Source organism: Microbacterium enclense (genome assembly GCF_004022425.1).
Taxonomy (GTDB): Bacteria; Actinomycetota; Actinomycetes; order Actinomycetales; family Microbacteriaceae; genus Microbacterium; species Microbacterium enclense_A.
The window spans coordinates 1-23,837 of sequence record NZ_RBZY01000035.1 but is presented as its reverse complement, the minus strand read 5'-3'; the positions used below and the strand labels follow the sequence as shown (position 1 = coordinate 23,837).

Sequence of the window (23,837 nt, the reverse complement as noted above, 5' to 3'; positions counted from 1 at the left end):
AACGCCGCGACACAGCGTTTCTGAGGAGGAACAGCGTTTATCGATGGCGGCGGGACCTCCGCCGGGCCGCAACTCAGCCGAGCGCGACCGGCTCGGCGTGGCGCTCGGCGTCGGCCGACTCCTGCAGCGCCGACTTCGCGCGCAGCGGGGGCGTTCGGAAAAACAGCGTCAGCACGAACGCGATCAGCGCGACGGCCATGGCGACCCAGTACACGGCGACGGTCGACTGGTTGAACGACACCAGCAGCGGTCGGGTGAGTCGCGGATCGGCGCCGTTGAGGAACGACGTGTCGTCCATCGTGCTGTTATCGAACGACGACTCCGACGACCCCGACATGCCGTCGATGATCTGCGGAACCGCCTGGTCGACGAAGGCCCGGCGGGCCGTGGCATTTGCGAAGTCCAGCGTCACGGTGCCGTCGGCGGCGACCTCCGCGACCGGGACCTGCTGCTGGATCGCGGCCGCGGCCTGCTGGATCGCCTGCTCCTGCGCGGCGGCCGTGGCCTGCTGCTGCGCGGCGGCGGGGATCGCACCGGCCGCGACCTGCTGCGCCACGGCGTCGGCGGCGGCTGTCTTGGCCTGCTCGACGCCCTGCTGCGCGCCGCTCAGGGCGCCGTCGGTGAGCTCTCGGACGAACGGGTCGTAGACCTTCGACATGATGCCCGTGTTCGCGGGGGCGCTGGCGACGGTCGGGTCGAGGGCGGCGTCGAGCGCCTCCGTGAGCGATCCCGGATCGCGGAAGTTCGTCTGCAGGTTCAGCGGCACGAGCGTGAACAGCAGCGACAGCAGGATGGCCGTGCCGAGCGTTCCGCCGATCTGGCGGAAGAACGTGGATGCCGAGGTCGCCACGCCGATGTCACGGGGACCGACGGAGTTCTGCGAGGCGATCGTGAGCGTCTGCATCAGCTGACCGAGACCTAGACCGATGAGGAGCATCGCCCCGGCGATCATCCAGTACGACGTGTCGTAGCGGATGAAGGTCAACGTGAAGAAGCCCAGCGCCATGAAGGCCGTGCCGATGGACGGGAAGATGCGGTAATGGCCGGTGCGCGCGATGATCTGGCCGCTCGCGATCGACGAGATCATGAGACCGAGGATCATCGGCAGCAGCTGGAAGCCGCTCTCGGTGGGGCTCGACCCGAGCACGAGCTGCAGGTACAGCGGCAGCGTCAGCATCGCGCCGAACATCGCGAAGCCGACGAAGACGCCGATGACGGTGGCCATCGAGAAGGTCGACGAGCGGAAAAGCTTGAGCGGGATGAGCGCGTCGTCCTTCATGCCGCGCTCGATGAGGATGAAGGCCAGGATGCCGAGGCCGCCGACGACGTAGCAGGCGAGCGCGATCGGCGAGGTCCAGCCCCATTCGCGGCCCTGCTCGGCGACGAGCAGCAGCGGGACGAGGGCGATGATGACCGTCGTCGCGCCGAACCAGTCGATGCGGACGGAACCGTGCGGGTGGCGTGGAATGTGCAGGAACCGGAGGACGATCGCCAGGGCGATGAGGCCGATCGGCACGTTGATGAGGAAGACCCAGCGCCACCCGGCGATGAAGAGGATCTCGTTAGCACCGGCGAAGAGTCCGCCGACGAGGGGGCCGATGACGGAGGAGATGCCGAAGACGGCGAGGAAGTAACCCTGGTACTTGGCGCGCTCACGCGGGGCGAGGATGTCGCCCATGATGGCGAGCGGCATCGACATGAGGCCACCGGCACCCAGGCCCTGGATGGCGCGGAACGCCGAGAGCTCGATCATCGAGGTCGAGAAGCTCGCGGCGACCGAGCCGACGATGAAGATCACGATGGCGATGAGGAACAGCGGTCGCCGGCCGAAGATGTCGGACAGCTTGCCGTAGATCGGCGTCGAGATGGTCGACACGATGAGGTAGGCCGTGGTCACCCACGCCTGCAGGCTGAGGCCGTTGAGGTCGTCGCCGATCGTGCGGATGGCGGTACCGACGACGGTCTGATCGAGCGCGGACAGGAACATCCCGGCCATGAGCCCGAAGATGACGAACAGGATCTGGCGGTGGGTCATCACCGGGGTGCTTCGGGTGGTCGGGCTCGACACGGCAGCAGTGGTCACGTTTCCTCGGAAGGGCGAGAGGGCCGATAAGGAGGGCGCCGAAGCGCCAGAGAGACGGCGCGGGTCGTGCCGCTCCCCAAACAAGTTGCGTTTTGTCAACTATACGACCGCGGCGCTGCCCCGCGGACCCGTTCTCCGGACGTTCAGATGTCGGCTTCGGCCGCGTCCTTCTCGGCTTGCGGCGAGGCGGTGCCCTCGGTGGGGGTCGGCGTCTCCGGTCGTGCCTCGAGTTCTCCCGCTTCGCGCTCCGCGCGACGCCCCTCGGCGAGGAACCCGAGGCGGTTCAGGCACTCATGGTTGCGCAGGACGAGCAGGGGTCGCCACAGGATGCCGGGAAGAGCCGCCGGCAGTCCCGACACCGGCTCTTCGGCAATGGTCACGGCGATCCCGTCGCCGTGCGGGCGCACGTCGAAACGAATGACACCGCGACCGAGCGGTCCGGCCTTGGGGCGCAGCCGCACGCGTCGCGGCGGGTCCCACTCGACCATCTCCGTCGTGTCGTGCACCAGGACGGGCCAGACGCCCAGCGAGTGGTGGATGCGGGAGCCCTCTTGCGGCCATTCCGGATCGACGTCGCGCATGCGGGCGGCACCCACCACCCACACCGGGTACAGCCACCCGTCCGCCAGTACGGCGAAGAGGTCGTCGGGCGTGCAGCGCATCAGGCGGGTGTTGCGGGCGGCCATGGCATCCCCTCGCGATCGTCGTGAGACGACCCTACGCGGTGCGCACCCGCCCGATCGACGGCGAGCCGGTCGGAGAGTCAGCCGATCAGGCTCGGCTGAAGGTCGCGCAGCGTCCGGTGATGCGTCATCCGGGTCACGCCGATCGCGGCGAGCAGCACCCCACCGACGAGCCACGCGCCGAGCACGAGCAGGTCCGGGCCGACGCGGCCGATGTCGCCCCCGTACATGACCTGGCGCATGGCATCCACGACGTATCCCATGGGCAGTACGTGGTGCAGAGCCGCCAGCGGGGCGGGCAGCGTCTGCCACGGGAACGTTCCGCCGGCCGTGACCAGCTGCAGCACCATGAGCACCAGTCCGAGGAACTGCCCGACGGATCCGAGCCACACGTTCAGCGCGAGCACGATCGCCGCGTACGTCGCCGAGGCGAAGATCAGGATGCCGAGGGCGGCCCACGGATTCGCGAACGAGAACTGCAGGGCCACGGCGAGCACCGTGAACAGACCCACCATCTGCACCGCACCGAGGCCGGCGGGCGTCAGCCAGCCCGCGAGCGTCACGCGGATCGGGGAGCGCAGGGCCGTGACGGCGCGCTTGGAGACGGGCTTCACGATGAGGAACAGCGCGTAGATGCCGATCCAGCCGGCGAGGGCCGCGAAGAACGGCGCGAGTCCCGCCCCGTAGTTCTGCGCCTTGGTCACCGACGTCGAGCCGACGCTCACCGGGTCGGAGATCGTGTCGGCCTGCGCCTGCCGGGTCTGGTCGTCGGAGTCGGGGATCTGCTCGACGCCCGACGCCAACCCGTCGCGCAGTTTCGTCGCTCCGTCCGAGAGCTGCCCGATCCCGCCGTCGAGCTGGCTCGCCCCGTCGCGGAGCTGCGCGGCTCCCGAGGCCGCCGAGGAGGCGCCCTCCGCGAGGGCCGACGCGCCGTCGGCTGCGGTGGAGGCCCCGGATGCCACGGACGCACTTCCGTCGGCCACCTGGCGCGCACCGTCGTCGAGCGTGTTGATCTGCTGGACCGTGTCCTGCACCCGTGTGTTGGCGGCCTGGAGACGGTCGCCGACGGGGTCGAGGCGGGAGAGGATCTCGTCGATGCGCGCCTGGTCGAGGCCGGCGTCGGCCAGGGCCTTCGCGATGTCGGCGCGGGCTTGAGGAAGCTGGGCCGCGGCATCCCCGGCGATCGTGCCGACCTGGCGCGCGGCCGCGTCGATGCGGTCGACACCGCCCGCGACCTGCTGTGCGCCGTCGGCGACGCGTGCCGCACCGTCGCGGAGCTCTACGGTGCCGTCGCGCAGCCGGGCTGCGCCGTCGGACAGCTGCGCCGTCCCGTCGGCGAGCTGGGCCGAACCCGTCGCCAGCTGCGCCGACCCCGACTTCGCGCTGCCGAGGCCGTCGACGAGCTGCGTCGCCCCGGTCGTGGCATCCACGAGGCTCACCCGGATGGTGTGCAGCGCGTCGAGGAGCGTGAGGCCGGCCTCATCGACGACCTTCTGAGCGACCGACGCTTGAATGCGCGCGACGGCCTGCGAGCCGATCGTCGATGCGAGGTAGTTGTTCGCGTCGTTCGTGCGCAGCTCGATCGCGGCCTGCCGCGGGCTGTCGCTCGACAGGGACGCGACCGCGTCGCTGAAGTCGGCGGGGAGCGTCACCGTGAAGTCGAAGTCACCGCGCTCGAGCCCGCTCGCGGCCTGGTCGGCGTCGACGCGATGCCACTTGAACGTGTCGCTGTCGAGCAGTTGGTCGGCCGCTTCGTCGCCGAGATTGCGCTGTTCGCCGTTGATCTGCGCGCCGCTGTCCTCGACCACGAGCGCGACGGGGACCTGCGACAGGTTGCCGTACGGGTCCTGGTTGGCCCACAGGTACAGGCCGCCGTACAGGATCGGCACGGCGAGGAGCGCGACGAGGGCGAGGACCGACATACGCGTGGAGGTGAGGCGGCGCAGCTCCGCCGCGATCATCTGCGGGATCTTCACCGGATGTTCTCCTGCTCGGCGTCGGCGTCGGAGGAGTCGAGCGCCGTCCGCGAGGCGTGCCCCGCGATCACGAGCACGGCGTACCCGCGCTCGGCGAACTCCCGGGCGATGCGCCACCAGGCGGTGGGTTCGCCGCCGTGTCGGTCGGGGGCGACGAGCACGAGTCCCTCCACGTCCGTACGGAGCGCCGCGAGCTCCAGCAGCAGACGAATCCGCGCTGCCGCGTCGACATTGCCGACGGGGAGGGATGCCAGGGACTCCAGCCCCAGGCCCTCGAGCCAGCGCTGCGCGGCGAAGGGGGTCGGCGCGTGACCGGCGAACATGAGCTCCTCCGCGACGACGCCCGTCACGGTGACGTTCGGTTCGGGTTCCGAGACGACGGGCGCGTCGACGAGGGCGACACGACGACGGATCGCGCCGGCATCCACCCGTCCGTCGATCGTGACCGAGCCGCCGTCGATCTTCATGCGACCGGATGCCACGAGCCCGAGCACCGTGGGACGTTGCTCGGTCTCGGCGACGGCGAGCGTCGCCCGCCCGGTCTCGTACGACGTGGAGGTCTCGGGCAGCGCGCGCTGCGCGCGTCCCTTCGAAACGGCGTCGAGGACGATCTTCACTGCGCCTCCAGGTCGGGGTGCTGAGTGATGAGGCGCCGGGCCTCGGTCCAGGAGAGGCCGGCGATGCCGAGGACCGCCGTGATGGCGATCTCGCGGGCCGCGCTCGACTCGGCGTCGACGCGGGTGACCACCATGCGTCCGGTCTCTTCGAGCAGGCGCGACAGGGTCGGTGCGGAGAGATCGGTGCGCAGTTCGCCGGCGTCCTGGCCGCGGCGGACGATCCCGTCGATGCGGCGCCGGAGAGGGGCGAGGGATGCCGCGGTCTCGGACACGTGTGCATCGTCGAGGGCGAGGGAGGCGGCGGCCTGCACGTGAGCGGCTTCGCGCCACAGCTCGGACGCGAGCCGGGCGAGCGCGAGGCGGGAGTCGGCGTCGTCGATGCGGTCGGCGATCGCGTTGAAGCGCGCGGCCCCCGCCGCGATCACCTCGCGGACGATGGCATCCCGGTCGTCGAAGTGGCCGTACAGGGCGCGGCGCGACAGCCCGGCGCGGGCCGCGATCGCGGCGATGGACGCCCGCGGATCACGGCCGATCGCGGCGGTCGCGGCATCGACGATGCCGGCGCGGTTCTCGACGGCGTCGCGTCGGCGGGCAGGTGTGGACACGGAGGTCGAGTGTACGCCTTATCTTGCACTCCCGTGTGCACTTTCCGGCATCTCGCGTCCGCACGACGCTTTCGGTGGGGTCCAGTTCACGTGATGTGGCCGAGATCACCCGCGGTGGCGCGGCATGACGGGTGACCTCGACCATTTCACGTGAACTGGCGGTGCCGTGCCGCGCGCGCAGCACGACGCCGCCCGACCGAAGCGGCGGGGCGGCGTCGGGGAGGAGCCGGGGAGGAGCGGGGGTCAGTCGGTGCCGGCGTCGAACGCGGCGGACTCGCCCGCCGCGTCGGTCGCGTCGGCCAGGCGCTCACCCGCGGCGTCGAGGCGAGCCGCGGGCTCGATGATCTCGCGGGCACCGCCGGCGGCGACGTCGCCGACGAGCTCGCCGGTCGGACCGCCGATGAGGCCGAGGCCCGCGTACTGCTCGAGGCGCGCGCGCGAGTCGGCGATGTCGAGGTTGCGCATGGTGAGCTGACCGATGCGGTCGACCGGGCCGAATGCGGCGTCGCCGACGCGCTCCATCGAGAGCTTCTCGGGCGAGTACGACATCCCGGATGCCACGGTGTCGAGGATCGTGTAGTCCTCGCCGCGGCGCAGGCGCAGCGTCACCGAACCCGTGATGGTGGAACCGACCCACTTCTGGATCGACTCGCGCAGCATGAGGGACTGGGGCTCGAGCCAGCGGCCCTCGTACATGAGGCGACCGAGGCGACGGCCCTGCTCGTGGTAGGTGGCGAGGGTGTCCTCGTTGAGGATGCTGTTGACGAGGCGCTCGTACGTGATGAACAGCAGCGCCATGCCCGGGGCTTCGTACACGCCGCGCGACTTCGCCTCGATGATGCGGTTCTCGATCTGGTCGCTCATGCCGAGCCCGTGGCGACCACCGATCGTGTTCGCCTCGCGCACGAGCGCGACCGGGTCGTCGAATCGCGTGCCGTTGATCGCAACGGGGCGACCGGCTTCGAACTCGACGGTGACGTCCTCGGTCTCGATCTCGACCGCGGGGTCCCAGAACCGGACGCCCATGATGGGCTCGACGACCTCGAGCGAGACGTCGAGGTGCTCGAGCGTCTTCGCCTCGTGGGTGGCGCCCCAGATGTTGGCATCCGTCGAGTAGGCCTTCTCGGCGCTGTCGCGGTAGGGGAAGTCGTGGGCGACGAGCCACTCGCTCATCTCTTTGCGGCCGCCCAGCTCCGTGACGAAGTCGGCGTCGAGCCACGGCTTGTAGATGCGCAGCGCGGGGTTGGCGAGCAGGCCGTAACGGTAGAACCGCTCGATGTCGTTGCCCTTGTAGGTGGAGCCGTCGCCCCAGATGTCGACGCCGTCCTCTTTCATCGCGCGGACGAGGAGCGTGCCGGTGACGGCGCGGCCCAGCGGCGTGGTGTTGAAGTACGTGCGTCCGCCCGAGCGGATGTGGAACGCGCCGCACGCGAGGGCGACGAAGCCCTCCTCGACGAGGGCGGTCTTGCAGTCGACGAGACGTGAGACCTCGGCGCCGTACTGGGTCGCGCGGCCGGGGATCGACGCGATGTCGTCCTCGTCGTACTGCCCGAGGTCGCCGGTGTACGTGCAGGGGACGGCGCCCTTGTCGCGCATCCACGCGACGGCGACCGAGGTGTCGAGACCACCCGAGAAGGCGATGCCGACGCGCTCGCCGACGGGAAGGGACTGCAGGACCTTGGACATGCGCTCGATTCTATTCGGGACGGATGCCACGCCCCGAAACGCGCGGGCCGCCCGCCGCTCCGCGCGCCCGCCCGACCGCGACGGCGCCGACCGCCACGACGACGATCGTGACCGCGATGCCGATGATGTAGCCGATGACGCTGCCCCAGCTGCTCTCGTACGGGTTCAGGAAGGGATACGGATACCAGTACGGCTGGCCGGTGGTCGGGTTGGTGATGAGGTTCGCCCGGAGCAGTGTGTAGATGATCCACACGACCGGGAAGATCGCGGCGCCGAGCGCGGCTTTCCACGGCAGGCGCCGCCGATTCGGCCCGAGGAAGAGGTCGAGCAGCAGGAACAGGGGCCCCCACACGTGCATGATCTCGTTCGACCAGCCGACGGTCTCGGGCTGCAGGGGAAGACCGCGCAGGAGGAGGTTGTAGACGACGCCGGTGATGACCATGTAAGTCGAGACCCACGCCAGCGCCGAGGCGAGCGCGAGCGGATCGGGCTCGAGTGCGCGACCACGGGCGAGGAACCGGATGCCGGCCCAGGCCAACACGATCACGCTGGCGGTGTTCGAGAGGATCGTGAAGAAGCTGAAGAAGTTCGTCACCGTGGTGAGCACGTCGCGGTCGTTGTCGACGGCGCCGGCGACGGTGGAGACGAACTGGGCGATGATCGCCGCGGCGATGAGTGCGGCCATCGCGAGGCGGAGGGCCGTCCAGCCGGTGGCCCAGGAGTGGGAGCGGAGCATGCGCTCAGAGTAGTGACCGCGCCGCGGGCGGCGGTGGGCTTGTGGACAACCCCGGAAGGGTGTGTCGGACCCGGTCGATAGGATGGGGTGTACCGCCGGATAACACGCGAGGAGCGCACATGCCCGGAATCGTGATCGTCGGCGTCCAGTGGGGCGACGAAGGCAAGGGCAAGGCCACCGACCTGCTCGGTGAGCGCACCGACTGGGTGGTGAAGTTCAACGGCGGCAACAACGCCGGTCACACGGTCGTCATCGGCGACGAGAAGTACGCGCTGCACCTGCTGCCCAGCGGCATCCTGTCCTCTGGTGTGACCCCCGTCATCGGCAACGGCGTCGTGGTCGATCTCGAGGTGCTCTTCAACGAGCTCGAGGCGCTCAACGACCGCGGTCTCGACACCAGCCGGCTGAAGATCAGCGCCAACGCGCACATCATCACGCAGTACCACCGCACGCTCGACAAGGTGACCGAGCGCTTCCTCGGCAAGCGCATGATCGGCACGACCGGTCGCGGCATCGGCCCGGCGTACGCCGACAAGATCAACCGCGTCGGCATCCGCGTGCAAGACCTCTTCGACGAGAACATCCTGCGCCAGAAGGTCGAGGGGGCCCTCGACCAGAAGAACCACCTGCTGGTGAAGGTCTTCAACCGCCGCGCCATCACGGTCGACGAGATCGTCGAAGATCTGCTGTCGTATGCCGAGCGCGTCCGTCCCATGGTGAGCGACATCTCGCTGCTCCTGAACGACGCCCTGGATGCCGGTGACGTCGTCGTCTTCGAGGGCGGCCAGGCCACGATGCTCGACGTCGACCACGGCACCTACCCGTTCGTCACCTCCTCGTCGGCGACCGCCGGCGGTGCCGCGACCGGTTCGGGTGTCGGCCCGAACCGCCTCGACCGCATCGTCGGCATCGTGAAGGCGTACACGACCCGCGTCGGATCCGGTCCCTTCCCGACCGAGCTGTTCGACGAGAGCGGCGACTGGCTGCGCTCGCGCGGCTTCGAGTTCGGCACCACCACGGGCCGTCCGCGCCGCGTGGGCTGGTACGACGCCCCGATCACCCGCTACGCCACGCGGATCAACGGCATCACCGACCTCGTGCTCACCAAGCTCGACATCCTCGGCGGCCTCGAGCAGATCCCCGTCTGCGTCGCCTATGACGTCGACGGCGAGCGGTACGACGACCTGCCGGTCAACCAGACCGACTTCCACCATGCGAAGCCGATCTACGAGTACCTGCCCGGGTGGAGCGAAGACATCTCGACCGCGCGCACGTTCGACGAGCTGCCGCAGACGGCCCAGGAGTACGTGCTCGCCCTCGAAGAGATGAGCGGGACGCGGATCTCTGTCATCGGCGTCGGGCCCGCGCGCGACCAGGTCATCGTCCGTCACGACCTGATCGACTGACGTGCGGTTCTGGGTCGGCGCGTACGCCCCCGACGCGGGGTCGGCCGAGGGCATCGGCATCCTGCAGGCGGGTGACGCCGATTCGGTCTGGGCGTCCGGCCCGCTCGGCATGGTGGGCACGGCAGTCGCGGCACCCGGCTCGCCCTCGTGGGTCGCGCTTCACCCGCATCTCGACGTCCTCTACGCCGCGCTCGAGGCGGAGGGGACGGTCCAGGCCTACCGCCGCACGGGCGAGACGACCCTGGCGCCGCTGGGCGCTCCCGTGCCCGCCGGCGACGCGGTGTGTCACGTGGCCGTCGCCCCCGACGGGACGTTCCTCGTGGCGAGCTGCTGGGGCGACGGTCGCGTCGTCCGTATCGCTCTGGATGCCGCGGGCCGCCCGTCCGCGCCGGTGATCGCCGCGGCCGCGGACGATCCATACGGCTCGACCGACGACCCGTTCGTCGTCGAGACGGGCGCTGCCGTCTCGGGCGCGGTCGTCCCCGACCTCGCTGCCGCGGCACGCGCGCTGCGGGAGGCCGCCGGTGACGAGTTCGGTCACCTCGTCCCGGAGTACGACTCCGCTCCCGAGACCGACGCCGAATCCGAAGAGGCGGCCGCCGGTGCCCGCGTCTCCCGCGCGCACGAGACGATCGTGCTCCCCCGGGGGTTCCTCGCCACCACCGATATGGGTCTCGACCTCGTGCGCTTCTGGCGTTCGACCGGGGCGGGCCTGCGCCTGGTGCAGGAGGTCGTCCTGCCGAAGGGGAGCGGTCCGCGGCACGGGGTGTGGCATCCATCGGGTCACCTGTACGTCGTGACCGAGCTCAGCCGCGAGGTCTTCGTGCTGACCCCGGATGCCGAGGGTCGCTGGCGCGTCGTCTCCGGTGAGCCGCTGCTCGGGACGCTCGACGGCGACACGGCCGCTGAGCTGAGCGCCAGCCGCGATGGGACGACGCTGTACGCCGGCGTCCGCGGCAGCGACACGATCGGCGTGCTCGCCGTGCGCGGCGCGGGCGAGGCGCTGCAGCTGACCGCGCTCGCCGAGGCCGGTACGCACCGGCCGCGGCACCATGTCGTGGTGAACGACACGCTCCTCGTGGCCGGTCAGCTCGCCGACGAGATCGTGTCGCTGCCGCTGGACGCCCGCACGGGGGTCCCGGGTCGCGTGCGTCACCGCACGGCATCCCCCTCGCCGACGCGGCTGCTCCCGATGCGCTGAGCGCTACTTCTTGGCGTCCTGTCGCGGGATGATGATCTGCTTCACGATCAGCAGCAGCGAGGCCGTCACGGGAATGGCGACGAGCGCGCCGAGCAGACCCAGGAGCGTCCCGCCCACGAGCGCGCCGATGACGACGAGCGACCCCGGGACCGAGATGGTGCGGCTCATCACGCGCGGAGTCAGGATGTATGCCTCGATCTGCATGTAGACGAGGTAGACGACGGCGAAGATGAGTCCGGCCGTGGGATCGACGATCAGCGTGAACACCGTGGCCGTGCCCCAGAACAGCACCGAACCGACGAGGGGGATGAGGGTGATGCCGAACGCCAGGGCCGCGAGGAGCGCGGCGAACGGCTGACCCAGGATCGTCAGCAGGATGAACGCGAACACGGCGTTCATCAGTGCCAGCACGACCATTCCGGACAGGTAGCCACCCACGGAATCGGTGATCTCGCCGGTCATCTCGGAGACCGTCTGTCGGTTGCGTGCGGGGCTGAGGCGCACGAGGGAGTTCTTCATCGACGGCAGGGATGCCAGGAAGTACAGGCTCAGCACCAGCACGATGATCGCGCCCGAGATGCCGGTCGCGATGTTCACGCCGACCTGCAGCAGGCCGCCGCCGATGGCCGTGAGGTTCGCGGGGTTCGTGAAGAACGCCTGCACCTCCTGCAGGATGTTGCCGAGGCTGTCGCCGAAGTTCTCTTCGACCCACCGGACCGCGTCGCTGTCGATCAGGTCGTTGACGAACGTGGGGATGTCGGCGATGAACTGTTCCACCTGCCGCACCACGGGCGGGATCAGCAGCCACAGCGCCGCGGCGAGAACGACCGCCAGCCCCCCGAAGACGATGACGATCGCCCAGGCGCGGGAGACGCCGCGGCGCACGAGACGCCGCACGAGGGGGTCGAGCGCGAGCGCGATGAACAGGGCGATCGCGATGTAGATCAGGACGGTCGACAGGCTCGACAGGGCGAGCGCCAGCAGGAACGCCGTCAGCCCGCCGAGCGTGAGGAAGAAGCCCGCGGCGTACGGACGCGCGATCGCCGACCAGACGGGACGATCCCGCGAGGTGACCTCGCCGGCATTGGCTCCTTCAGCGGAAGGATCGGGGCGCGTCGATCGGCTCATGGTCACACTGTAGGGGTCGCCGCGGCAGATGGTCGGTGCGCGATAGGGTCGCATCCGGAGGACCCATGACCGACGCCGACCCCACGACGATCCTGCAGGGCCTGCGCGGCAGCATCGACAACATCGACGCCGCGCTGATCTTCCTGCTCGCCGAGCGATTCCGCTGCACCAAGCAGGTCGGTGTGCTGAAAGCGGAGCACGGGATGCCGGCATCCGATCCCTCTCGCGAAGAGCAGCAGATCACCCGGTTGAAGCGTCTGGCCGCAGAGGCGGATCTCGATCCGGAGTTCGCCGAGAAGTGGTTCAACTTCGTGGTGGCGGAGGTCATCCGCCACCATCGCTCCGCGGCCGGCGGCCCCGCCGAGGACTGACGTCGCGCCGAACGCGACACGCCCGGGGTGACATCTCCCGTCGGGCGCTGCGGCCGCCGCGCACAATTCGGGCACGCGCCCGCGCGTGCCACGGTCGTCTCGGGAGCGCAACCCGACGGCCGGTTTGCCAGCCGATCCATCACCGTGAAACGGTAGAGGCGGCCCCCAGCGGGCCGCCCACCCGACCAGTCCGCGGTCGCTGGTGCCACCTCGGGGGAGGGGGTTCCGCGAGCGTACGGTCGGCGGCCGAGACCTGGATCCGACATCCGGCGTCGGAGCGCTCGCACCCCGGTGAGCGCCGAGCGGCTGCCACCCGGGCGTGACCGATGCGGCCACCCGAGGCCGCGCAGGTGCACACAGTGACCCCTCCGCATGCCATCGCGGCCAAGAACCTCTTCAAGGTCTTCGGCCGCTCCCCTCAGTCCGCCGTCGAGAAGCTCCGCGCCGGTGCGCGGCGCGACGAGCTCGGTGACGCCGGAACCGCGGCCGTCATCGACGCGAGCTTCGACGTGGAGCCCGGCGAGATCTTCGTCATCATGGGGCTCTCCGGCTCCGGCAAATCCACCATCATCCGCATGCTGAACGGCCTGCACGACGTGACGGCCGGGACCGTCGAGGTGCAGGGCGACCCCCTCACCGGCGTCAGCCCGGCGCGGCTGCGCGGCCTGCGCCGAGAGCGCATCGCGATGGTGTTCCAGCACTTCGCCCTGCTGCCGCACCGCACGGTCGCCGCCAACGTCGCCTACCCGCTCGAGGTCCGTGGCGTGAGCAAGACCGAGCGGCTCGCGAAGGCGAACGAGATCCTCGCCCTGGTGGGCCTCGACGGGTGGGGCGACAAGCTTCCCTCGGCCCTGTCCGGCGGCATGCAGCAGCGCGTCGGCATCGCCCGCGCGCTCGCCGCAGACACCGACATCCTGCTCATGGACGAGGCCTTCAGCGCACTCGATCCGCTCATCCGCCGCGAGATGCAGGAGCAGTTGCTCGAGCTCCAGCGGACGCTGAAGAAGACGATCGTGTTCATCACCCACGATCTCAACGAGGCGATGTTCCTCGGCGACCGCATCGCGGTGATGCGCGACGGCCGGATCGTCCAGATCGGCACGCCCGAAGACATCCTCACGGACCCCGCGAACGATTACGTCGAGCAGTTCGTGCAGGACGTCGACCGCGCGCGCGTCCTCACCGCGGCGAACGTCATGGAGCGCCCGCGCCCGCGCGTGGATGCCGCTGCTGGTCCTCGCACCGCGCTGCGCCAGATGCGCGACGCCTACATGTCGGCCGCCTACGTCACCGATCGTGACCGCAAACTCCTCGGCATCATCACCGACCGCGACGCCATGAAGCTGGTGCGCGCGGGGGAGAGCACGTTGCTCGGACGACTGAAGCCGACTCCGCACAGCGTGAACGAGGACGACGTCCTGATGAATCTGTTCGTCCCCGCGGTCGAGTCGCCCCTGCCCCTGGCCGTCCTGGATGCCGAGGGACGCCTGACCGGCGTCATCCCGCGCGTGACGCTGCTCGCCGCGCTCGGCCCCGGACCCACCGCCACCGAGGAAATCACCGTGCTTGCGCAGCCCGTTCCCTCGGCCGAGATCGACGCGGTGCTCGCCGACGCCCCGGTGCCCGCCGGTGACGCCACCGAAGCCGCGGCATCCGAGATCGGGGGGGTGCGCTGATGGACGGCTTCCGCATTCCGGTCGGCACGTGGGTCGACGCCGGCGTGGACTGGCTCCGCGACAACCTCTCGGGTCTGTTCGACGTCATCGCCGTGGTCGTGCGATTCCTCGTCGGGGGGCTCAGCGACGTGCTGCTCGCCGCCCCCATCGTCGTCGTCATCGTCGTCGCCGCGCTGCTGGCGTGGCTCGTGCGGTCATGGAAGCTCGCCCTCGGAACGGTCGTCGGCTTCACGCTCATCCTCGCGATGGGTCAGTGGGTCACCGCCATGCAGACGCTCGCGCTCGTGGTCGTCGCCGCGGCCGTCGCGGTCGCGATCTCGGTGCCGTTGGGCATCTGGTCGGCGCGCAACGCGGCCGTGCGGGCCGTGATGAAGCCGGTCCTCGACTTCATGCAGACGATGCCGGCGTTCGTGTACCTGATCCCCGCGATCACGTTCTTCAGCATCGGCGTCGTTCCCGGAGTCGTCGCGACGGTCATCTTCGCGCTGCCGCCGGGTGTGCGTCTGACCGAGCTCGGCATCCGCGGCGTCGACTCCGAGACCGTCGAGGCCGGACACGCGTTCGGGGCGACGCCGGCGCAGATCCTCCGTGGCATCCAGCTCCCGCTCGCGATGCCCACGATCATGGCCGGCGTGAACCAGGTCATCATGCTGGCGCTGTCGATGGCGGTCGTCGCCGGCATCGTGGGGGCCGACGGACTGGGCAAGGAGGTCGTGCAGTCGATCTCCACCGTCAACCTCCCGAAGGGCGTCGAGGCCGGGCTGAGCGTGGTCATCCTCGCCGTGTACCTCGACCGTCTCACCGCCGCGCTCGGCAGCCGCGAGGGCAACACCTCGTCGTTGCTCGCGGCTCTCGGTCGCCGCCGCGGACCCGGCGCCCCGGCCGCCGATGCCGCAGGCGAGGCCGAGCGCCACGTGGCATCCCCTCGCCGTGCCCCGATCTCGACGGGCGCCTGACCCCTTAGGGGTTGCGTGAGTCGCCAGAATTTGTCGCCTGCACGGCACCCGAGGCGACAAATCCTGGCACCTCACGCGCAGAACGAAACGACATACGGAACCGGAAAGAGAGCATTCACATGAACAAGCGACACCTCACAGCAACCCTGGCCCTCGGCAGCGTCGCGGCGCTCGCGCTCGCGGGCTGCGCGAGCGGCAACCAGGCCGACGGCGGCGCGGGCGACGGCGGCGACAAGGGCACGATCACCCTCGGGTTCCTGCCCTCGTGGACCGACGGCCTCAGCACCGCCTACCTGCTCGAAGACCAGCTCGAGAAGCTCGGCTACACCGTCGAGATGCAGACGCTCACCGAGGCGGGCCCCCTGTACACGGGCCTGGCGCAGGGCGACATCGACATCTACCCGTCGGCCTGGCCCGAACTGACGCACGCCGAGTACATGGCCGAGTACGGCGACGACATCGAAGACCTCGGTGCGTACTACGACAACGCCAAGCTCACCATCGCGGTCCCCAGCTATGTCGACATCGACTCGATCGACGAGCTGCAGGCCAACGCCGCACGGTTCGACGGACGCATCTACGGCATCGAGCCGGGCGCGGGACTGACCCGTCAGACGCAGGAGAGCATGCTCCCGGGCTACGGTCTCGACGGCGACTTCGAACTCATCACGTCGTCCACGGCGGCGATGCTCACCGAGCTCGACAACGCCATCGCCGCGCAGGATGACATCGTCGTGACGCTGTGGCGCCCGTTCTGGGCCAACGACGCGTACGACGTCAAGGACCTCGCCGACCCGCAGGGCCTGATGGGCGACCCCGAGGCGCTGCACTTCCTCGGCACCGCCGGCTTCGCCGAGCAGTACCCGGATGCCGCTGAGCTCATCGCCGGCATCCAGCTCGATGACGCGCAGTACGGCTCGCTCGAAGACCTCGTCGTGAACGAGTACGGCGAGGGCCGTGAGGCCGAGGCGATCGAGGCGTGGCTGGAGCAGAACCCCGCCGCGTTCCCGACCCAGCGCTGAGTCCGCCCGTGAGCCCCCTTCGCCCTCTCCGGCGGAGGGGGCTCACGCGATCCCGCGTGCCGCGGTGAATCGGCTGCGGAACCCGGGGTGCCCCGCCGGCATCGCCAGGACCGAGTCGGGCGTTCGTCCGGCGAGCCGGGGGAAACCGGCATCCGCCACGAGGTCGTCGTCGAGTCGCTCGAGTTCGGCCGACACCAGCGGCCACGGCTCATGCGAGTTGGCGGCCCAGATCGTGCGGCCGAGGTGCCGCTCGTGGAGCCCCCAGCGCGCCGTGAGGAACCGCGAGAGCTCGGTGTCGACCGGATCGGTACCGAGGCGTGCCCGCAGGCGGGTTCCCGGATGCCGCCCGCCGTGGCGCCGCGACCGGTACTCGATGACCGCGTCGTCGGTACGGACACCGGCGCGCGCCCAGCGGTAGGGCAGCCCGAACAGCACCCGCGCCGCCAGCACCGGAGCGAGGTGCTCGGCTTCGAGCGTGCGGAACACGACGCCGCGGCGACCGGCGTCGTCGATCGCGTACGTGCGCACGTTGATCTCGGTGAACGTCCCGACGAGCGGCACGGGAGGCAGCGGCAGGAAACGGAACTCGCTCAAGACGAACGGGACGAGTCCCACCCACGCCGCGCCGTCGTGCACGTCGGGCCGGGTGCCGGCGGGGAGCATCGACGCGACCTCGTCCGGGTCGACGCGCCAGTGCACGAAGACCGCGCGGTTCCAGCGCTGTTCGATGACGGCGCGGCCGGGGAGGGCGGGGGCGTGGCGTTCAACGGGCACGCGCCGATTCTGGCCCTCGCATCCGTGCGCGGGGGGAGACTGGACACATGCCCCCGTCATCTGCTGCGGATCCCCGGCTCGTGGCATCCATCCGCGCCCTGCTCGCGCAGCGAGCCGACGGCGCGACGATCTGCCCGTCGGAGGCGGCGCGTCAGGTCGGCGGTGACGACTGGCGCGACCTCATGCAGCCGGCGCGGGACGCCGCGCGGCAGCTCGTCGACGACGGTGAGGTCGAGGTCACGCAGCGCGGGGAGGTCGTCGACGTGACCACGGCGCGCGGACCCGTGCGCATCCGCCGCGCGCGCTGACGCGTCGCGTCAGGCGGCCGGTTCCGGCGGCGTGGCGGAGGGCAGTTCGAGCGCGACCTTCTTCTCGAGGTGCTCGACGGCCTCATCGCTCAGCCAGATGAGTCCGTCGAGTTCCTGACGCACACGGCGGTAGGCGACCTGGCGTTCGTTCGGCGTCGCGGCCTGATCCACGGCGACCCCGAGCAGTTGCTGGGCCGTCTCGAGGCGTTTGCGCTCGTCGGGGGTGAACGCCGCGGCCTTGACGCGCCGCGCATCGCGTTCGGCGAGTTCGAACGCGACCTCGTACTCGGTCACGGCGTCGCGGTACTCCTTGAGACGCTCCGCCGACGGGACCTCGCCGTCGGTCGGCCGCACGTTGTCGGCGACCTTCTTCGCGCGCAGGAACGCCGCGGTCAGCGGCTGGCGACCGTCGCTCATGGCGGGGTAGGCGATGAGTTTCGACACGTCGAGCTCGTAGTCGAGCCAGCGGCGGGTGACGTCGTCGTAGCGCGCCTGCACGCGCGCCAGGTCGTCGCCCGCGACGGGGGCCGCGGCGACGGGAGTCGGGAGGGATGCCGGAAGACCGCCGCTCTGCACCCGCATCAGTTCGAGCTGCTCACGGTGGCGCCGACGGGCCGACAGCTCGCGCTGCTTGTTCACCGTGCCGATGGCGCCCATCGTCATGCCGAAGAGCGGGAAGACGAGCCACCAGTAGTGCCCGGCGAACTGCAGGATTTCGTTCACGACGCCACGCTACGCGTCGTGGTCGTTCTTGCGCGCGCGCTTCGCCTGGCGTTCGGCCCAGGACTTGGATGCCGCTCGCCCCATGTTCTCCATCGACCAGGCCAGCGCGCGCTGCGCCTGCTCGGCCCAGTCCGACGCCACGCGCCCCCACGCGTCGGCCGGGACGGCCTCGGGACGATCATCGCGCCCGTGCCGCGCGGCGCGCTCGGCGCGCTCGAAGGCGTGGCTCAGCGCGCGCACCGCGTCGCGGTACGCGAGGAAGTCGGCGGGGTCGAGCCGGGCGGTCGTCGAGGACGGCCGCAGCCACCGGGCGCGCTCCTGGGCGCGGAGGAACTCGGCCAGCAGGGGCGACCGGGAATCGCTCATCGCGGGGAAGTCGATCGCGAGCGCCGGGTCGGTCTCGTAGGCCATCCAGCGGACCAGGATGGCGTCGTGCTCGGCGAACAGGCGGGCGACCGGCAGCGGGGCGCTCCCGGACCGGATGGCGGGCAGCATCGCTTTCGCCGCCCGGACGGCGGCGCGCCGGGCACGGATCTCGGCCGAGGCGGCCCGCAGATCGCGCTGCGCCGCGGTGAGGCGCGCGCGGGCGGACGACACGACGTCGGACGACACGCGGGATGCCGCCCGCTCGGCCTGGGCGCGCATGACTTCGGCATCCGCGATCTTCACTTCGGCGCGACCACGGGTGACCGCGTGGCGCGCCGCCTGCAGGTCGAGGAGGGCGGCGTCGAACTCGAGACGGCGGGCGGCGTTCTTGCTCATCGGCCGGTTCCCCCAGGTGCGTGCGGCGCGATCGGTCGTGGAGGCGCCCGCAGGGAGAGCCCGCCGGCGGCCATGGCGCACGCCGATCCAGCCGGCGGTGCCGGCGCCGGCCGCGGCCGGACCGATCCACCACCAGTCGGCCATCAGCGCGAGGAGCGGTTCCACGCCCTCATGCTACGTCGATGCGCTGAGCGCGTGCAGGGAGATCGGCTCTCGGAACGCCGACGCCAGGCGCCGAGTGTGACATTGTTGCTCGGTGCACATCCGGCGTCGCGCGGTCCCCGGGGCGGGGCTTCCCCGTCCGGCATTCCGCCTCACCCCCGGACAGGCCATCACCCTCGCCTTCGGGGCGGTGCTCGCGATCGGAACGGCGCTGTTGAGCCTGCCGGGCGCGACCGTGGGGCGCAGCGCCACGTTCATCGAGGCGCTCTTCACCGCCACGAGCGCCCTCTGCGTGACCGGGCACGTCATCGTCGACACCGCGACGTTCTGGAGCCCCTTCGGCCAGGTCGTGATCATGGTGCTGATCCAGATCGGCGGCTTCGGGGTGATGTCCCTGGCGACGCTGCTCGGGCTCCTCGTCGCGCGCCGCCTCGGGCTCCGCACCCGCCTGACCGCGGTCAGCGAGACGCACACGGTCGCGGTCGGCGACGTACGTCGCGTCCTGGTGGGCGTCGCCGGGATCACCTTCGCGACCGAGGCGATCGTGGCGGTCCTGCTGACCGGGCGGTTCTGGCTGGGCTACGGCGAGTCCTTCGCCGGTGCCCTCTGGCTGGGCGTCTTCCACGCGGTCTCGTCGTTCAACAACGCGGGGTTCGCCCTCTTCAGCTCGAACCTGATCTCGTTCGCCACCGATCCCTGGATCATCCTGCCGATCTGCGGTGCGATCATCCTCGGCGGGCTCGGCTTCCCCGTAATCATGGAGCTGCGCCGACGGATCCGGTTCCCCCGCCGGTGGACCTTGAACACGGTCACGGTCGTCTCCGGCACGATCCTCCTGCTCGTGGCCGGCGCGGTCGCGCTCACGGCCCTGGAATGGTCCAACCCCGCGACCCTCGGCCCCATGGACCCGGCAGGTCGTGTCCTCGCGGGATTCACAATGTCGGTCATGCCGAGGACGGCGGGCTTCAACTCGATCGATGTGTCTCAGATGCACGGAGCGAGCTGGTACGTGACCGACATCCTGATGTTCATCGGTGGCGGACCCGCGGGCACGGCGGGCGGACTGAAGATCACGACGTTCGCCGTCCTGTTCTTCATCATCGTCGCGGAACTGCGTGGCGACACCGCGGTCAACATGTTCGGCAAGCGTCTTCCCCGTTCCACTCACCGCGAGGCACTGACCGTCGCACTCCTCTCGCTCGCACTGGTCGTCGGCTCCACCCTCGCGATCATGGTCATGAGTCCCTTCGGCCTGGACCGCGTCCTGTTCGAGGTGATCTCCGCGTTCGCCACGGTCGGGCTGTCGACGGGGATCACCGCCGACCTCCCCGCCGCGGCCCAGGGCATCCTCATCATGTTGATGTTCATCGGCCGGCTCGGCCCCGTCCTGCTCGGCACCGCCCTGGCGTTGACCCGAGAGAAGCGCATGTACGAACTCCCGAAGGAGCGTCCGATCATTGGATAACACCCCTCCCTTCTTCCGTCGTCGTCGCACGCGGGACAACGCGTCGGCGATCGCCGTCATCGGCCTGGGTCGTTTCGGCGGGGCCCTCGCGGTCGAGTTGACCCGTTCGGGCACCGAGGTGCTCGGCATCGATTCCGACGAGGACATCGTCCAGTCCTTGAACGGCGTGCTCACGCACGTCGTGCGCGCGGATTCGACGAAGCAGGCCGCCCTGGAACAGCTCGGCGTGCTCGACTTCGACCGCGTGGTCGTGGGCATCGGCACCGACATCCAGGCGAGCATCCTCACGACGTCGCTGCTGAAGCGCATGGGGGTGCGCTCGATCTGGGCGAAAGCGATCAGCGAGCAGCACGGGCTCATCCTCGAGCAGCTCGGGATCGAGCACGTGATCTTCCCGGAGGCCGACATGGGGCGTCGCATCGCCCACCTCGTGCGCGGTGCGATGCTCGACTACGTCGAGTTCGACAAGGACCTCGTGGTCGCCAAGACCGTCGCGCCGCAGGAGCTCGTGGGGATGACTCTCCAGGAGGCGGCCGTGCGCCGACGCCACGGTGTGACGATCGTCAAGATCAAGGGCGCCGACGGGGAATGGCGGCCGGCCGGTGCCGAGTCCGTCCTGTCGGCCGGTGACCTGCTCATCGTGATCGGCCCCGTCGAGCGCACGGAGCGTTTCGCCGCCCTGCTCTGACCCGCGTGAGTTGCCAGGATCTGTCGCCTGACTTCGGCCGGAGGCGACACATCTTGGCGACTCACGCCCGGGGGCCTGGTCAGCCGAACAGCAACGTGAGGACCGTCGCACCGCCGCCGGTGAGGATCAGCGCGCCGATCACCACCCACGCGATGATCTTGACGCGGCGCTGACGGCGCACGTCGAAGGCGGTCATGTCGTCGTCGTGCTCAGTCATCGCGTGACTCCTCTCGTGTGCCGGTGGCCGCCGGGGCGCACCGCAGGCCCGGGCTCAGGCGGCGGGCTCGGTGACGGTCGGACCGAAGACGCCGGGAAGCGTTTCGGTCGACAGGCGGCGCAGCTCCGACACGGGGACGGTGAACACGTCCTGGATCTCCAGCGTCGCCTCGGTGCCCGGCTCGACGTCGGTGACGCCGATGCGGAGCACCGGGTACCCGCGGCCGTCGCAGAGGCCGCGGAACTTCACGTCCTCCTCGCGCGGCACGCTCACGAGCACGCGGCCGGTCGACTCGCTGAACAGGGCGGCGGTGGCATCCACCCCGTCCCGCTCCATGAGCTCGGTGAGCCACACGCGCGCGCCGACGCCGAAGCGCATCACGCCCTCGGCGAGGGCCTGAGCGAGACCGCCCGACGACAGGTCGTGGGCGCTGGACACGAGCGACTGCGACCCCGCGGCCTGCAGCAGCTCGGCGAGCTTGCGCTCCTGCGCGAGGTCGACCTTCGGCGGGCGACCGCCGAGGTGGTCGTGGATCGTCCCGGCCCACTGCGAGCCGTCGAGCTCGTCGGCGGTGACGCCCAGCAGGTACAGGTTCTCGCCGGCATCCTGCCATCCGCTCGGGATGCGCGTGGCGACGTCATCGATGATGCCCAGGACGCCCACCACGGGGGTCGGGTGGATCGGCTGGTCACCGGTCTGGTTGTAGAACGACACGTTGCCGCCCGTGACCGGAATGCCGAGTTCGAGGCATCCATCGGAGAGACCCTCGACGGCCTGGCTGAACTGCCACATGACCTCGGGGTTCTCGGGGCTGCCGAAGTTCAGGCAGTCGGTGACGGCCGTCGGCACGGCGCCGGTGACGGCGACGTTGCGGTACGCCTCGGCGAGGGCGAGCTTCGCGCCGGTGTACGGGTCGAGCTGGCAGTAGCGGCCGTTGCAGTCGGTGGCGATCGCGAAGCCGAGCCCCGTCTCTTCGTCGACGCGGATCATGCCGGCGTCGTCGGGGAAGCTCAGCGCCGTGTTCCCGAGCACGTAGTAGTCGTACTGGTTCGTGATCCACGACGTGTCGGCGAGGTTGGGGCTCGCGACGAGGGTCGTGAACTGCGCGCGGAGGGTCTCGGCATCCGCCGCCCGGGGGAGCTTCGCGGCGGAGTCTTCGTTCAGCGCGTCGATCCACGTCGGGTAGGCCACCGGACGCTCGTACACGGGGCCGTCGACCGCGACGGTCGAGGGGTCGACGTCGACGATGCGCTCGCCGTACCAGTCGATGACGAGGCGGCCGTCGCCCGTGACTTCGCCCAGAACGCTCGTCTCGACGTCCCACTTGCCGACGACCGCGAGGAACGCGTCGAGCTTCTCGGGAGCCACGATCGCCATCATGCGCTCCTGCGACTCGGACATGAGGATCTCTTCGGGCGTGAGCGACGGGTCGCGCAGCAGCACCTTCGACAGCTCGACCTTCATGCCGCTGTTGCCGTTGGCCGCCAGCTCGCTCGTGGCGCACGAGATGCCCGCGGCACCCAGGTCTTGAATGGCCTCCACGAGGTCGTCGCGGTACAGCTCGAGGCAGCACTCGATGAGCACCTTCTCGGCGAACGGGTCGCCCACCTGGACCGCAGGACGCTTGGTGGGTCCGCCGTCGGCGAAGGTGTCGGATGCCAGGATGCTCGCGCCACCGATGCCGTCGCCGCCCGTCCGGGCACCGAACAACACGACCTTGTTGCCCGCGCCGGAAGCGTTGGCGAGCTTGAGATCTTCGTGGCGGAGGACGCCCACCGCGAGGGCGTTGACGAGCGGGTTGCCCTGGTACACGGAGTCGAAGACCGTCTCACCGCCGATGTTCGGCAGGCCGAGGCAGTTGCCGTAGAAGGAGATGCCGCTGGTGACGCCGTGCACGACGCGCGGGGTGTCGGGGTGGTCGATGGCGCCGAAGCGCAGCTGGTCCATGACCGCTACCGGGCGCGCGCCCATCGAGATGATGTCGCGGACGATGCCGCCGACGCCGGTGGCCGCACCCTGGAAGGGCTCGATGTAGCTCGGGTGGTTGTGCGACTCGACCTTGAAGGTGACCGCCCAGCCGTCGCCCACGTCGACCACGCCGGCGTTCTGACCCATGCCCACCATGAGGCGGGTCTTCATCTCGTCGCTGACCTTCTGGCCGAACTGACGCAGGTAGATCTTGCTGGACTTGTAGGAGCAGTGCTCGCTCCACATGACCGAGTACATCGCCAGCTCGCCGCTGGTGGGGCGACGGCCGAGGATCTCGCGGATCTTGGCGTACTCGTCGTCCTTGAGGCCGAGGGCGCCGTACGGCTGGTCCTTCTCGGGCGTCGCGACCGCGTTCTCGACGGTGTCAGCGAGCGCTGTGCGGGCGGCGGGGTTCGGGGTGGTCACGCGGCTGAGCTCCAAGAATCGCAGGGGCCGGACGGGGACAGTCTAGTTGCGGAGCCTCGCCGCCCCGGGCGGGTGCCGCGGCTCAGCGATGCGCGCAACCTCAGTTGGTTGACCGGGAACCCGACTGAGGTACTGCGCATCGCTGAGGATGTGCGGCGCGCCGGGGCGCTGATGGGCTGGTGCGTCACTCCCCCCCCC

The 23,837-nt window shown here is 70.2% G+C and carries 22 protein-coding genes; 9 read left to right on the top strand and 13 right to left on the bottom strand.

Annotation, left to right across the window (positions count from 1 at the left end; genetic code table 11):
* Positions 1–73: 73 nt before the first annotated feature.
* From D8Y23_RS10605 to D8Y23_RS10575, 7 genes are all read right to left on the bottom strand, one after another.
* Positions 74–2,035, bottom strand: coding sequence for an MDR family MFS transporter (locus tag D8Y23_RS10605; RefSeq protein ID WP_128218124.1), 1,962 nt, complete (start codon positions 2,033–2,035; stop codon positions 74–76).
* 191 nt (positions 2,036–2,226) lie between these two features.
* Positions 2,227–2,769 carry an SRPBCC family protein gene (locus D8Y23_RS10600; RefSeq protein ID WP_128218111.1) on the bottom strand — a complete coding sequence of 181 codons (543 nt, stop codon included), beginning with the start codon at positions 2,767–2,769 and terminating at the stop codon, positions 2,227–2,229.
* 77 nt (positions 2,770–2,846) lie between these two features.
* Positions 2,847–4,742: a YhgE/Pip domain-containing protein gene (locus D8Y23_RS10595; RefSeq protein WP_128218110.1), complete on the bottom strand. Its 1,896-nt coding sequence runs from the start codon at positions 4,740–4,742 to the stop codon at positions 2,847–2,849.
* Positions 4,739–5,359 carry a hypothetical protein gene (locus tag D8Y23_RS10590; protein WP_128218109.1) on the bottom strand — a complete coding sequence of 207 codons (621 nt, stop codon included), beginning with the start codon at positions 5,357–5,359 and terminating at the stop codon, positions 4,739–4,741. The genes D8Y23_RS10595 and D8Y23_RS10590 overlap by 4 nt, the downstream gene beginning before the upstream one ends.
* Positions 5,356–5,964, bottom strand: coding sequence for a TetR family transcriptional regulator (locus D8Y23_RS10585; protein WP_128218108.1), 609 nt, complete (start codon positions 5,962–5,964; stop codon positions 5,356–5,358). Before D8Y23_RS10585 ends, D8Y23_RS10590 begins: the two co-directional genes overlap by 4 nt.
* 243 nt (positions 5,965–6,207) lie before the next feature.
* The gene (argG, locus tag D8Y23_RS10580; RefSeq protein ID WP_128218107.1) at positions 6,208–7,650 is read right to left on the bottom strand and encodes an argininosuccinate synthase; all 1,443 of its coding nucleotides are present in this window, start codon (positions 7,648–7,650) and stop codon (positions 6,208–6,210) included.
* 10 nt (positions 7,651–7,660) lie between these two features.
* Complete coding sequence (locus D8Y23_RS10575; RefSeq protein ID WP_240663871.1) at positions 7,661–8,386, bottom strand: Pr6Pr family membrane protein; 726 nt, start codon at positions 8,384–8,386, stop codon at positions 7,661–7,663.
* A 119-nt stretch (positions 8,387–8,505) separates the two neighbouring features.
* Between D8Y23_RS10575 and D8Y23_RS10570 the strand changes: the two genes are divergently transcribed.
* Both D8Y23_RS10570 and D8Y23_RS10565 read left to right on the top strand, forming a co-directional pair.
* Positions 8,506–9,792, top strand: coding sequence for an adenylosuccinate synthase (locus D8Y23_RS10570; protein ID WP_128218106.1), 1,287 nt, complete (start codon positions 8,506–8,508; stop codon positions 9,790–9,792).
* 1 nt (position 9,793) lies between these two features.
* Positions 9,794–10,993 carry a lactonase family protein gene (locus D8Y23_RS10565; RefSeq protein ID WP_128218105.1) on the top strand — a complete coding sequence of 400 codons (1,200 nt, stop codon included), beginning with the start codon at positions 9,794–9,796 and terminating at the stop codon, positions 10,991–10,993.
* A gap of 3 nt (positions 10,994–10,996) precedes the next feature.
* Here D8Y23_RS10565 and D8Y23_RS10560 read toward each other — a convergent pair whose 3' ends face one another.
* Entirely contained in the window at positions 10,997–12,121 is a 1,125-nt protein-coding gene (locus D8Y23_RS10560) for an AI-2E family transporter (RefSeq protein WP_240663870.1), read from the bottom strand.
* A gap of 65 nt (positions 12,122–12,186) precedes the next feature.
* On the opposite strand from D8Y23_RS10560, the gene D8Y23_RS10555 reads away from it, so the two are divergent.
* From D8Y23_RS10555 to D8Y23_RS10540, 4 genes are all read left to right on the top strand, one after another.
* Positions 12,187–12,492 carry a chorismate mutase gene (locus tag D8Y23_RS10555; RefSeq protein ID WP_128218103.1) on the top strand — a complete coding sequence of 102 codons (306 nt, stop codon included), beginning with the start codon at positions 12,187–12,189 and terminating at the stop codon, positions 12,490–12,492.
* A 326-nt stretch (positions 12,493–12,818) separates the two neighbouring features.
* Positions 12,819–14,168, top strand: coding sequence for a quaternary amine ABC transporter ATP-binding protein (locus tag D8Y23_RS10550; RefSeq protein ID WP_128218102.1), 1,350 nt, complete (start codon positions 12,819–12,821; stop codon positions 14,166–14,168).
* Positions 14,168–15,124 carry an ABC transporter permease gene (locus D8Y23_RS10545; RefSeq protein WP_128218101.1) on the top strand — a complete coding sequence of 319 codons (957 nt, stop codon included), beginning with the start codon at positions 14,168–14,170 and terminating at the stop codon, positions 15,122–15,124. Before D8Y23_RS10550 ends, D8Y23_RS10545 begins: the two co-directional genes overlap by 1 nt.
* 119 nt (positions 15,125–15,243) lie before the next feature.
* Positions 15,244–16,146, top strand: a complete 903-nt coding sequence (locus D8Y23_RS10540) for a glycine betaine ABC transporter substrate-binding protein (RefSeq protein WP_128218100.1) — start codon at positions 15,244–15,246, stop codon at positions 16,144–16,146.
* Between the two features lie 42 nt (positions 16,147–16,188).
* Here the strand turns inward: D8Y23_RS10540 and D8Y23_RS10535 are convergent, their stop codons facing one another.
* Positions 16,189–16,920 (bottom strand): YqjF family protein, encoded by a 732-nt coding sequence (locus D8Y23_RS10535; protein WP_240663869.1) that lies wholly within the window; start codon positions 16,918–16,920, stop codon positions 16,189–16,191.
* 47 nt (positions 16,921–16,967) lie between these two features.
* Between D8Y23_RS10535 and D8Y23_RS10530 the strand changes: the two genes are divergently transcribed.
* Positions 16,968–17,228, top strand: coding sequence for a DUF3253 domain-containing protein (locus D8Y23_RS10530; RefSeq protein ID WP_128218098.1), 261 nt, complete (start codon positions 16,968–16,970; stop codon positions 17,226–17,228).
* A 9-nt stretch (positions 17,229–17,237) separates the two neighbouring features.
* On the opposite strand, the gene D8Y23_RS10525 is transcribed toward D8Y23_RS10530, so the two are convergent.
* Both D8Y23_RS10525 and D8Y23_RS10520 read right to left on the bottom strand, forming a co-directional pair.
* Positions 17,238–17,951 (bottom strand): hypothetical protein, encoded by a 714-nt coding sequence (locus D8Y23_RS10525; protein ID WP_128218097.1) that lies wholly within the window; start codon positions 17,949–17,951, stop codon positions 17,238–17,240.
* A 9-nt stretch (positions 17,952–17,960) separates the two neighbouring features.
* Positions 17,961–18,878 (bottom strand): hypothetical protein, encoded by a 918-nt coding sequence (locus tag D8Y23_RS10520; RefSeq protein ID WP_128218096.1) that lies wholly within the window; start codon positions 18,876–18,878, stop codon positions 17,961–17,963.
* Positions 18,879–18,975: 97 nt separating this feature from the next.
* On the opposite strand from D8Y23_RS10520, the gene D8Y23_RS10515 reads away from it, so the two are divergent.
* Positions 18,976–20,340 carry a TrkH family potassium uptake protein gene (locus D8Y23_RS10515; RefSeq protein WP_240663872.1) on the top strand — a complete coding sequence of 455 codons (1,365 nt, stop codon included), beginning with the start codon at positions 18,976–18,978 and terminating at the stop codon, positions 20,338–20,340.
* Entirely contained in the window at positions 20,333–21,028 is a 696-nt protein-coding gene (locus D8Y23_RS10510) for a potassium channel family protein (RefSeq protein WP_128218094.1), read from the top strand. The genes D8Y23_RS10515 and D8Y23_RS10510 overlap by 8 nt, the downstream gene beginning before the upstream one ends.
* Positions 21,029–21,107: 79 nt before the next feature.
* On the opposite strand, the gene D8Y23_RS16820 is transcribed toward D8Y23_RS10510, so the two are convergent.
* Together D8Y23_RS16820 and purL are read right to left on the bottom strand one after the other, a co-directional pair.
* Positions 21,108–21,245, bottom strand: a complete 138-nt coding sequence (locus tag D8Y23_RS16820) for a hypothetical protein (RefSeq protein ID WP_164878210.1) — start codon at positions 21,243–21,245, stop codon at positions 21,108–21,110.
* A 54-nt stretch (positions 21,246–21,299) separates the two neighbouring features.
* Positions 21,300–23,639: a phosphoribosylformylglycinamidine synthase subunit PurL gene (gene purL, locus D8Y23_RS10505; protein ID WP_128218093.1), complete on the bottom strand. Its 2,340-nt coding sequence runs from the start codon at positions 23,637–23,639 to the stop codon at positions 21,300–21,302.
* Positions 23,640–23,837 lie beyond the last annotated feature (198 nt).

Excerpts from the sequence above, each read along its gene's own strand:
- D8Y23_RS10605 (WP_128218124.1), bottom strand. The coding sequence starts at position 2,035 with ATGACCCACCGCCAGATCCTGTTCGTCATCTTCGGGCTCATGGCCGGG.
- D8Y23_RS10600 (WP_128218111.1), bottom strand. The coding sequence starts at position 2,769 with ATGGCCGCCCGCAACACCCGCCTGATGCGCTGCACGCCCGACGACCTC.
- argG (WP_128218107.1), bottom strand. The coding sequence starts at position 7,650 with ATGTCCAAGGTCCTGCAGTCCCTTCCCGTCGGCGAGCGCGTCGGCATC.
- D8Y23_RS10575 (WP_240663871.1), bottom strand. The coding sequence starts at position 8,386 with ATGCTCCGCTCCCACTCCTGGGCCACCGGCTGGACGGCCCTCCGCCTC.
- D8Y23_RS10570 (WP_128218106.1), top strand. The coding sequence starts at position 8,506 with ATGCCCGGAATCGTGATCGTCGGCGTCCAGTGGGGCGACGAAGGCAAG.
- D8Y23_RS10560 (WP_240663870.1), bottom strand. The coding sequence starts at position 12,121 with ATGAGCCGATCGACGCGCCCCGATCCTTCCGCTGAAGGAGCCAATGCC.
- D8Y23_RS10555 (WP_128218103.1), top strand. The coding sequence starts at position 12,187 with ATGACCGACGCCGACCCCACGACGATCCTGCAGGGCCTGCGCGGCAGC.
- D8Y23_RS10550 (WP_128218102.1), top strand. The coding sequence starts at position 12,819 with ATGCGGCCACCCGAGGCCGCGCAGGTGCACACAGTGACCCCTCCGCAT.
- D8Y23_RS10545 (WP_128218101.1), top strand. The coding sequence starts at position 14,168 with ATGGACGGCTTCCGCATTCCGGTCGGCACGTGGGTCGACGCCGGCGTG.
- D8Y23_RS10540 (WP_128218100.1), top strand. The coding sequence starts at position 15,244 with ATGAACAAGCGACACCTCACAGCAACCCTGGCCCTCGGCAGCGTCGCG.
- D8Y23_RS10530 (WP_128218098.1), top strand. The coding sequence starts at position 16,968 with ATGCCCCCGTCATCTGCTGCGGATCCCCGGCTCGTGGCATCCATCCGC.
- D8Y23_RS16820 (WP_164878210.1), bottom strand. The coding sequence starts at position 21,245 with ATGACTGAGCACGACGACGACATGACCGCCTTCGACGTGCGCCGTCAG.